Source organism: Streptomyces sp. NEAU-W12 (assembly GCF_026242095.1).
GTDB lineage: Bacteria > Actinomycetota > Actinomycetes > Streptomycetales > Streptomycetaceae > Streptomyces.
On the sequence record NZ_JAPJDM010000015.1, the window covers coordinates 194,724 to 204,486 of the forward strand.

The 9,763-nt window shown below is 76.6% G+C and carries 10 protein-coding genes; 7 read left to right on the forward strand and 3 right to left on the reverse strand.

Features of this window, described 5'->3' with window-relative positions:
* Positions 1-395 precede the first annotated feature (395 nt).
* Entirely contained in the window at positions 396-1,007 is a 612-nt protein-coding gene (locus tag ORI94_RS20635) for a helix-turn-helix transcriptional regulator (RefSeq protein WP_266077685.1), read from the forward strand.
* Entirely contained in the window at positions 1,004-1,648 is a 645-nt protein-coding gene (locus ORI94_RS20640; protein ID WP_266077687.1) for a response regulator transcription factor, read from the forward strand. The genes ORI94_RS20635 and ORI94_RS20640 overlap by 4 nt, the downstream gene beginning before the upstream one ends.
* Before the next feature lie 130 nt (positions 1,649-1,778).
* Here the strand turns inward: ORI94_RS20640 and ORI94_RS20645 are convergent, their stop codons facing one another.
* From ORI94_RS20645 to ORI94_RS20655, 3 genes are all read right to left on the reverse strand, one after another.
* The gene (locus ORI94_RS20645; protein WP_266077689.1) at positions 1,779-2,519 is read right to left on the reverse strand and encodes a peptidase E; all 741 of its coding nucleotides are present in this window, start codon (positions 2,517-2,519) and stop codon (positions 1,779-1,781) included.
* Positions 2,520-2,680: 161 nt separating this feature from the next.
* Positions 2,681-3,460 carry a 4'-phosphopantetheinyl transferase family protein gene (locus ORI94_RS20650; protein WP_266077691.1) on the reverse strand — a complete coding sequence of 260 codons (780 nt, stop codon included), beginning with the start codon at positions 3,458-3,460 and terminating at the stop codon, positions 2,681-2,683.
* Positions 3,453-3,641 carry an MbtH family protein gene (locus ORI94_RS20655; protein WP_062193195.1) on the reverse strand — a complete coding sequence of 63 codons (189 nt, stop codon included), beginning with the start codon at positions 3,639-3,641 and terminating at the stop codon, positions 3,453-3,455. Before ORI94_RS20655 ends, ORI94_RS20650 begins: the two co-directional genes overlap by 8 nt.
* A gap of 335 nt (positions 3,642-3,976) precedes the next feature.
* On the opposite strand from ORI94_RS20655, the gene ORI94_RS20660 reads away from it, so the two are divergent.
* The 5 genes from ORI94_RS20660 to ORI94_RS20680 all read left to right on the forward strand — a co-directional run.
* On the forward strand, positions 3,977-6,301 hold the full coding sequence (locus tag ORI94_RS20660) for a lantibiotic dehydratase (RefSeq protein WP_266077693.1): 2,325 nt from the start codon (positions 3,977-3,979) through the stop codon (positions 6,299-6,301).
* Positions 6,301-7,809, forward strand: coding sequence for an amino acid adenylation domain-containing protein (locus ORI94_RS20665; protein ID WP_266077695.1), 1,509 nt, complete (start codon positions 6,301-6,303; stop codon positions 7,807-7,809). Before ORI94_RS20660 ends, ORI94_RS20665 begins: the two co-directional genes overlap by 1 nt.
* Positions 7,806-8,831, forward strand: coding sequence for a threonine ammonia-lyase (locus ORI94_RS20670; protein WP_266077697.1), 1,026 nt, complete (start codon positions 7,806-7,808; stop codon positions 8,829-8,831). Before ORI94_RS20665 ends, ORI94_RS20670 begins: the two co-directional genes overlap by 4 nt.
* Entirely contained in the window at positions 8,828-9,082 is a 255-nt protein-coding gene (locus tag ORI94_RS20675; RefSeq protein WP_042168405.1) for an acyl carrier protein, read from the forward strand. The genes ORI94_RS20670 and ORI94_RS20675 overlap by 4 nt, the downstream gene beginning before the upstream one ends.
* 234 nt (positions 9,083-9,316) lie before the next feature.
* The coding region (locus ORI94_RS20680) for a lantibiotic dehydratase (protein ID WP_266077700.1) at positions 9,317-9,763 on the forward strand (447 nt) is incomplete at its 3' end.

Genomic DNA, 9,763 nt, shown 5'->3' on the forward strand with positions numbered 1-9,763 from the left:
GCGGGACCACCGGCACCGCCCGGATGGGGGACGGAGCGCCGGACGGAAACGTGATGCTGCGCGTTCGGCCCTTGTGCCCGCCCGTCGGCGCATGCGCGGCCCCTCGTGCGCGCCCCTCCCCCGGGGCACCGGCCCCACGGCCGCTTCTTTCCCGCTCCCCGGAGCCCCGGCCCGCTGATCACGCCGCCGCGCGGACCGGCCGACGGCCCCCGTGGGCAGGGCCGGAAGGAGGACCCCGGGGGGTCCCGGGCCGACGGGGCCGCCCCGCCCGGGGGAAAGGTGGGGGCCGGTTACCGATGCCGCCGCGTCCCCGCCCCGGCACTGTGGTGCGCAGTCCCCACCGCACACCGCCCGGAGTGCCCGCGCCGGGCGGACCGACTTCCTAGGAGCAGCAGATGGGAGCACCCGTATCCGTCGGCGTGGTCGCCCTAGATCCGGTACTGGAGGCCGGCACGCGTGCGACCCTGCTCGCCTGCCCGGAACTGACCGTGTGCGAGCCCGCCGAGGCCCGGGTCGCCGTCCTCACCGTCGACCGTCTCGGCCCGGGCGAGCTGGACATGGTGCGCGCCACCCGCGCCCTGAGGCACGGTCCCGCCGTCGTGCTGGTGGCCGGTGTCCTCGCCTCCGGCGACGCCCTGCACACCCTGGCCGCCGGTGCCCGCGGCCTGCTGGTGCGCCGGGACGCCGACGCCCCGCGCCTCGCCCACGCGGTGCTGGCCGCCGCCCGGGACGACTGCACCCTGCCGCCCGGTCTGCTCGAACAGCTCCTGGACCGCCCGTCGGACACCCGGCACGGCACCGGCGGCTGGACCGACGGCATGCTGTCCGACAGGGAACGCTCGGTGCTGCGGCTGGTCGCCGACGGCCACGAGACGGCCGAGATCGCCCAGCGGCTCGCCTACTCGCCGCGCACCGTGACCACCGTGGTGCACGACATCACCCAGCGGTTCCGGCTGCGCAACCGCGCCCATGCGGTCGCCTACGCGCTCCGGGCGGGACTGCTGTGACCGCGACCCTGACCGCCGCGCCCGCGCCCGCCGCCCCCATGGCGTCCGCTGCCGCGGCCGGCGTGCTCCCCACCCTTCGTATCCCTCCCTCGCGGGGCGCCGACCGGGTCCGCGCAACGGCCCGCCGCGCCGGCCTGGCCCACGCCGCGGAGCACGGCGGGCCCGGGGCCGTCACCGTGGTGGCCGCCGCCGACGCCGCACAGGCCCTGCGCGGCCGGCACGGCGCGGGCCCGCTGGTCCTGGTGTGCGACACCGTCGGCCGCACGGGACTGCGGCTCGCGCTGCGGGCCGGGGCGGTCGTCCTGCGGGCCGCCGACCTCACCGGGGAGAGTCTGGCGGCGGCGGTGCGCCGCGCGGCCCATCCGCACCCGAGCATCCCCTACCCGGACCTCTCCCACCTGCTGGCCGGCGGTCCGGGCCCCGGTGATCCGGCCGACGACGGCGGCCGGCCCGTCCTGACCGCCCGGCAGACGTCGGTGCTGCGCCTCATGGCCGAGGGCCACGGCAACGCGGACATCGCCCTGCTGCTGCGCTGCTCCGAACACACCGTCAAGAACGTCATCTACGAGATCATGGCCCGGTTGCAGGCCCGCAACCGGGCCCACGCGGTCGCCCACGCGGTACGTCACGGCCTGGTCTGAGGCGGCGGAGCGGGCGACACGGGGACGGACGCGGGGGCGGGTCGGGAGCCGCGGTCAGGGGGCCGCGACGGTCGCCCGCGTCGCCCCGCGCGGTCGCCGGGCACCTCCGAGCGGTCGTCCGTCCGGCCGGTCAGCCGGGGGGCGTGGGCAGCAACCGCGGCTCCATCCGCTCCTCCACGGCCCGCTCGCCGTCCCGGCGCACCACGTAGGCGGCCTTGCCCGGCTCCTCCGCCACCGCCTCGACCAGCTCGGTGCCCCGGTAGACCAGACCCACACCGTCGTCGGTGCAGTGCGCCGTCGGGAAGACGCCCTGGGCCACCAGCCGGTGGATCAGCGGACGCCGGCCCGCGTCGCTGTCGTAGTGCACCCCGTTGCCGTACGGCAGCAGGCCCAGCCCGTCGGTGACCGGGCGCAGTTCGGGACCGAAGGAATCCGTGGTGCCGCCCTGGAACCAGCAGATGGAACCCGCGCTCACTCCGGCGAGCACCACCCCGGAGCGCCACGCGCGCCGCAGTACCCCGTCCAGCCCGTGCACCCGCCACACGGCGAGCAGGTTGGCCACCGAGCCGCCCATCACCCAGACCACGTCGTGGTCGAGCACCGTGCCCTCGACGTCGTCCACGCTCGGCATCGGGAAGAGCTGGAGCGGGGTGAGGTCGAAGCCCGCCACCCGGGCGGCCTCGCCCACCCGCGCCGTGACGTGCTCGGCGTCGCCCACCGCCGTGCCCAGGTACAGGACTCGGGGGCGTCGGCCGTGCACACCGGAGAGATCGACCGCGTGGTGGACCAGAGAGTGGAACAGGACCCGGGTGCGTGTGCCCACGCGATGACCTCCGGAGGTGGCGACGATGGTCGGTTCCGGAGCGCTCACGCCGGTGATCGTAGCGCGCCAACTGCTGTGCGCTTGTGGGTTATTGGTGAAGGCGTCGGGTTCCTTGCCCACGTGAACGGCGCAGGACCGGGCACGTACGCCGCAACGCCGCGGCGGGGACCGCCCACCGGGCGGCCCCCGCCGTGTTCGCGCGTACGCCGTCAGGGCGTCCGCAGGGCCACCGCCGCCGCGTACCCCGCCGGGACCAGGACGTCCCGTACGGTCCACCCCGGTGCCGGGGCGGTCGGCAGCGGCCCGGTGCCCACGTAGTCCAGCGCCGGATCGCGCACCAGACCCGTGCCCAGACCCTTGAGGTAGGCCTCCTTGCGCACCCAGGCCCGGGTGAACGCGACCGGACGCTCGTGTGCGGGCAGCAGCGCCAGCTCGTCTGCCTCCGCCGGGTGCAGCGCCGACTGCGCGCCGAGCACCGCACGCGCGGTGGCCAGCCCCTCCACGTCGACACCGACCGGTGCGGGGGCGAGTGCCACCATCACCAGATCCCCGCTGTGGGACAGCGAGAAGTGCACGCCCGGCATGCGCAGAGCCGGCCGCCCGTGCGGCCCGCCGCAGCCCGCGCACGGCTCCCGCGTCAGCGGCAGCGCGTCGGCGGGCACGCCGAGCAGGGCGCTCAGCACGTCGCGCAGGGCCGCGTGCGCGACCACGTACGCGTCCCGGTCGCGGTCGCGGAGGAACGCGCGGGCCCGGTCCCGTTCCTCCGCGTCCAGCAGCTCCCGGGCATCCCGCAGTGCCCGCTCGTCCAGGGCACCGACGTGGGCCAGGTACAGCTCCAGCGGCCCCCTCAGCACACGCGGGCCCGGCGCCCGCGTCCGGTGCCGCAGCCCGGACAGGTCCAGCACGGCCGGGCCCGGCAGCCCGGACGGCGCCGGCGGTGGGGCGTGTGCCGGCGGGTCCAGCAGCCGGCCCGCCGGTGGCTCAGACATCTGCCCCGGCCAGCCGACGGCGCAGGCTGAGCGGACGCATGTCCGTCCAGATCACGCCGATGTGGTCCAGGCACTCCTGCCGACTGCCCCGCCGGCCCTCCGGATGCCAGCCGGCGGGCACTTCGCGGTCCGCCCGCCAGATCGAGTACTGCTCCTCGTCGTTGCGCACCACGAGATACACCTCGTCGGTGCCCGGTTCCCCGGAGCCCGGGCGGGCCTCCTCGGCACCCGGACCGGTCGCGGAGTGGGGTTGCGTCACGGTGAACCTCCCGCAGGTGATGGGCCGGCCGCAGGTCGGGGCCGACGCCGACAGCGTGCCGGGCGGCCCTCCTACCGGGGCAGGGACGAACGCGCCGAGCCCGCGGCGCGCGTTGCTGCCGGATCTTCTCTGGTGCCCTGCCGCCCCGGCGCGGGACGGTGCTGTCCGCCCGGGGAGCCGGGCATCCCGGCGGCGGCCACGGCCCGGCCGAGCGCCGAGCGGCCTCCCCGCGCACCCCCTTCCGGAAGGAGCACGTGATGTCGGACGAGCACGCACCGGTCCTGCTGCCGGGCGGAGGCTGGCGGCTCTGGGAGGAGTTCGCGCTGCGCGGCCCCGGCTTTCCCGCCGACGGGGTGCTGCGGCTGGCCCCGCCCGGACTGGCCGAGGCCGCCGACAAGTTCGGCCCCGGCACCGATCCGGCCGGACCCGAGTGGCAGGCCTTCACCGAGGAGCTGTCGGCGGCCGCCGTGGACACCGCCCGCCACCTCCAGCGAGTCGCCGCAGAGCCCCGTTTCCAGGCGGCTCTCGCCTGGCAGAACCCCGCCGTCCTGCGCACCGGTATCGCCCCGTTCCTGCGCTGGACGCCGGGCGTGGACAGCCGCAGCAGCATGCCCCGCCAGCGCGAGGAACTGGTCGCCCACTACTGGCAGCGGTTCTGCGTGAAGAACGACACCATCGGCTTCTTCGGCCCCGTCGGCTGGGGCCGCTGGGACCTGTCGGCGCCGCACGCCGTCACCGTGGACGCCGGCCGGGGCTTCCTCGCCGCGCAGGAGGTCTACTTCTCCGGCTGGGCCATCGACGCCCTGGCCAAGGTGCTCGCCGAGGACACCGAACTGATGGGGTGGATCCCGCCGCGCCGGATGTCCTTCGTCCGCTGCCAGGACGGCACGGTACGCATCCCGGGACGGCCCGCCCAGCCCGTCGGGGAGCTCCAGCAGGCCGTGCTGCTGCGCTGCGACGGCACCCGGCACCTGGCCGCCGTCGCCGCCGAGCTGGGCCTGGAGACCGCCGACGTCGCCGGCGTCGTGCGCGAACTGGCCGGCCGGCGCTGGGTGCAGTGGCGTCTGGAGGTGCCCGCGGCCACCCACCCCGACCGGGCCCTGCGCCACATCCTGGAGCGCGTACCCGACGAGGCCGTCCGCGACCGGGCGCTGGCGAAGCTCGCCGTGCTGGAGCGGGGCCGCGACGCCGTACGCGACGCGGGGACCGACGCCACCGCGCTGACCACCGCGATCGGCGCCCTGGAGGCCGACTTCGCCGCCCTCACCGACAGCGAGGCCCAGCGCGCCAAGGGCGCGCGCACCGCCCCCTGCCGGGGACTGGTGTACTCCGACGCCCGGCGGTCGGCCACCGCCACGGCCGGACCCGCCCTGCTGGCCGGGCTGGAGCCCCTCCAACTGTGTCTGACGGCCGCCCGCTGGATGACGAACCGCTTCGCCGACGCCATCCGCACCCGGCTGCGCACCGTCCACGACCGCCTGAGCGCCGGCGGCGCACCCGTCGACCTCGCCACCCTGTGGATGAATACCCTGCCCTCCCCGCACCCGGACGCCGGCGACCTGATCGACACCGTCCAGGCCGAACTGCGCGCCAGGTGGGCCCGGATCCTCGACCTCCCGCCCGGCGCCCGCCGCGTCCGCCTGACCACGGGGGAGCTGGCCGACCGGGTGCGCCGGGAGTTCGGTGAGCCCGGCGACGGCTGGTCCCTCGCCCGCTACGTCAGCCCCGACCTCCTGGTCGTCGCCGAGGACGCGGACGCCCTCGCCCGCGGCGACGTCGACCTCGTCCTCGGCGAGATGCACTGCGCGCTGAACACCATGGGCGCCTCCCTCTTCGTCCACCAGCACCCCGAGCGGGACCGGCTGATCGCCGAGACCGGCCGCGACTTCCCCGGCCCACGCCTGCTGCCCACGCTGCCCAAGGAACTGCCCCTGCGCTGGTCCACCCGCAGCCGGCCCTCCCTGGACCGGCCCGAGGACCACTACGTGACCCTGGTCGACCAGACCGGCGACCCGCACCGTCCGAACTCGGTGCCGAGCGCCGACGTCCGCGTCGAGGACCGGGACGGCCGGCTGACCGCCGTACTGCCCGACGGCAGCGCCCACGACGTCCTCGACGCCTACGCCAACACCCTCACCCAGCGCGTCATGGACCGCTTCACCCTCCGCCCCGAGGGCGCGCACACCCCGCGCATCACCGTCGACCGCATGACCGTGGCCCGTGAGACCTGGCAGCTGCCCGTCTCGGAAGTCGACTTCGCCGACGAGAAGAGCGAGGCCGCCCGGTTCGTGCGGGCCCGGCACTGGCAGCGCCGCCACGACCTGCCCCGCTTCGTCTTCGTCGTCTCCCCGACCGAACCCCGCCCGTTCTACGTCGACTTCGACAGCCCCGTGTACGTCACCATCCTCGCCAAGGCCGCCCGCCGGCTCGCCCGCAAGGACTCCGGGGCCCGCCTGAAGGTCAGCGAGATGCTGCCCACCCCCGAGCAGTCCTGGCTCACCGACGACGACGGCCACCGCTACACCTCCGAACTCCGCTTCGTGGCCGTCGACCGGACCGTCACCGGCAGGGAGGAGGCGTGATGCGCACCGTCGCCGACGACCTCGCCGCGCACGCCGTCCGCCACCCGGAGCGGATCGCGCTGGACACCCCCGCCGGTGAGATCACGTACGGCCGGCTGGCCGCGCGCGCCGACGAACTGGCCCCGCTGCTGCGGGCCCACGGCGCCGGACCGGAGACGGTGTGCGCCGTCGCCGTCGAGCACGGCGCCGACGCGGTGGCCGCGATGGCCGCGGTCATGCGCTGCGGAGCCGCCTTCCTCACCCTGGACGTGGCCCAGCCCCGCGACCGGCTGGCGGCCTTCGTCCACGGGGCGGGCGCCCGCCTGCTGCTGACCACCTCCGCGCACGCCCGCGCACTCGACCTGGACGTGCCCACGATCCTGCTGGACCGTCCGGCCGCCGGACCCGCCACCGGGCCGGACGGACCCGCGACGCCGCCCCCGCCCGTCGACCCGCAGGCCCTGGCCTACGTCAGCCACACCTCCGGCAGCACCGGCGAACCCAGCCCGGTCCTGGTCGAACACCACGCCCTCGACGCCTACCTGCGCGACACCGCGCGCGCCTTCCGCCTCGGCCCGGACACCGTGGCCCTGCAGACCGCGCCGCTCGGTTACGACGCCTCGATCCGGGACACCTTCGCCCCGTTGCTGGCCGGAGCCCGGCTGGTGATCGTGGAGCGCGCCCGGCTGCTGCGCCCCGCCGACTTCGCCCGGACCGTGCGCGAACACCGGGTGACCGCGCTGCTCAGCGTCACCCCGTCCTTCCTGGCGCACCTGGCCGGACAGTCGGACCCGGCCGACCCGCTGGCCGACGTCACCCTGGTCGCCTCCAGCGGCGAGTCCCTGCGCCCGTTCCTCACCGCCGGCGGACGGCGGACGGTACCGGGCACGCTCGTCAACCAGTACGGCCCGACCGAGTGCACCATGACCACCACCCGCCACGTCGTCCCGGCCGAGCCCGACACGGCCACCGACGTGGTGGGCACACCCCGGGCGGGCACGGTCGTCCGGGTGCTCGACGCCGGTCTCGCGCCGGTCCCCGACGGCGGCGTGGGCGAGGTGTACATCGGCGGCGCGGGCGTGGCGCGAGGCTACGGCGGGTGCCCGGCCCGCACCGCCGAGTGCTTCCTGCCCGACCCCTTCGGCCCGCCCGGCGCCCGCCTCTACCGCACCGGTGACCTCGGCCGGTGGGGCCCGCAGGGCCTGACCTACGCCGGCCGCACCGACCGGCAGGTCAAGATCCGGGGCCACCGGGTCGACCCCGCCGAGATCGAGGGCGCCCTGCTGTCCCACCCGCGCGTCGGCGGCGCCGCGGTCACCGCACACACCGACGACCGGGGGCGGGTCCATCTGGCCGCCCACGTCACGGGCGACCTGACCGGCACCACCGACGCGGAGCTCCGCACCCACCTGGCCCGCTCCCTGCCGCCGCACCTGATGCCCCGCCGGTTCCAGCGCCACGACGCGCTGCCCACCACCCGGGGCGGCAAGGCGGACCGCCGCCGGCTGGTCGTGGGGAGCGCCCCGTGACCGCCACCCGCCTGCGGCCGGCCGAGGCCGGTACTCTGCCGGGACCTGCCGACGTCGCCGCGGCGGCCGTCCGCATCGCCCCCTACGTCCTGCGCACGCCCCTGCTGCGCGGCCCGGTGACGGCGGCGCACGGACCGGACCTGCTGCTGAAGGCCGAACACCGGCAGACCGGCCACTCGTTCAAGATGCGCGGAGCCGCCAACGCCGTCCTGGCGCTGGACGCCGACCGGGTCGTCACCGGTTCGTCCGGCAACCACGGCATCGCCCTCGCCTGGCTCGCCCGCTCCCTCGGCATCCGCCTGACCGTCGTCCTCGCGGCGGGCGCGACTCCCGCCAAGGCCGCCGTCATCCGCGCGCTCGGCGCCGAGACGGTCCAGGTGGGCGGGGGAGTGGCCGAGCGGGAGGAGCGGGCCGGCCGGCTCGCGGAGGAGACCGGAGCCACCCTCGTGCCCTCCTCGGACCACCCCCTGGTGGTGGCCGGGCAGGGCACGGCCGGCACCGAACTGCTCGCCGACGCCCCCGACACCGAGACGGTCTACGTCCCGGCCGGCGGCGGCGGACTCCTCGCCGGCGTCTGCCTCGCCGCCGCGGACCACCCGGTCCGGGTGGTCGGCGTCGAACCGTCCCTGACGCCCCGCTACGCCCGCTCCCTGGCCGAGGGGCACCCGGTCCAGCTGCCGCCCTGCGCCACCGTCGCCGACGGCCTGCGCGGCCAGCGGCCGGGACGCGTCCCCTACCCGATCATCCGTGACCGCGTCGACGACCTGATGGCCGTCGGCGACGCCGAGATCCTCGCCGCCGCCGCCCTGCTGCACGGCCTCGGCGTCGACGCCGAACCCAGCGGAGCCGTCGCCCTGGCCGGAGCCCTGCGCGCCGGCCGCCGCGAACGGGCCGTGGTGGTCGTCTCCGGCGGCAACACCCCCGCCCGCCTGCACGCCCTTCTCCGCCCACGCACCGCGACACCCACGGAAAGAGCCGTGGAAGCACCCACCGCCACCACCATCGAGGAGCACACGTCATGACCGAGAACACCGCGACCGCCACCCGCACCGCCGACCTGCTCGTCGGGATCTTCCGCGACGTGCTCGGCCTGCCCGACCTGACCGCGGACACCGACTTCTACGAAGCGGGCGGCGACTCGCTCACCGCCTTCCAGATCACCGGCCGGCTCGAGGAGGTCCTCGGCGCGGAGGTGCCGGTGTCCCTGGTCTTCGCCTACCCCACACCGCGGGACCTGGCCGAGGTCGTCGACGCCGACTACGGCCGCCCCTGACCTCCACGGCACCCGCTGCCCCCTCCACCGTGCGCCCCACCGGTCCCCGGCCCCGACGCGACCGCACGAGGGCCGGGGGCCGGCGCGCGCCGCGCACCGGCCCCCGCCCCGCCCCGCGCCGGCCCGCACCCCTTCCCGCCCCGCCGCCGCGCCCTCGCGCGCCTCGTCCCGCCCCGACCCGCCCGCGCCGTGCCCCTCCGCCCGTCCCCCGCGCTCGCCAAGGAGAGCCCTGCCATGACCGAAGACCGCGTACCGTCCCTCGGCCGCTGGCGTCTGTGGGAGCAGTTCGCGCTGCGCGGCCCCGGCTTCCCCGCCGACGGGGTGCTGCGGCTGGCCCCGCCCGGACTGGCCGAGGCCGCCGACAAGTTCGCCCCGGAGGCCCCCCTCGACGGCGCGCGCTGGACGGATTTCGCCCGCCTGTTCGCCGACGCCGCCGTGGAGACCGCGCACACCCTCCAGGACATCGCCCGCACGCCGTCCTTCCGGGAGGCGGTGGCCTGGCAGAACCGCCCGGTCCTCACCTCCGGTATCGCCCCGTTCCTGCGCTGGACGCCGGGCGTGGACAGCCGCAGCAGCATGCCCCGCCAGCGCGAGGAACTGGTCGCCCACTACTGGCAGCGGTTCTGCGTGAAGAACGACACCATCGGCTTCTTCGGCCCCGTCGGCTGGGGCCGCTGGGAC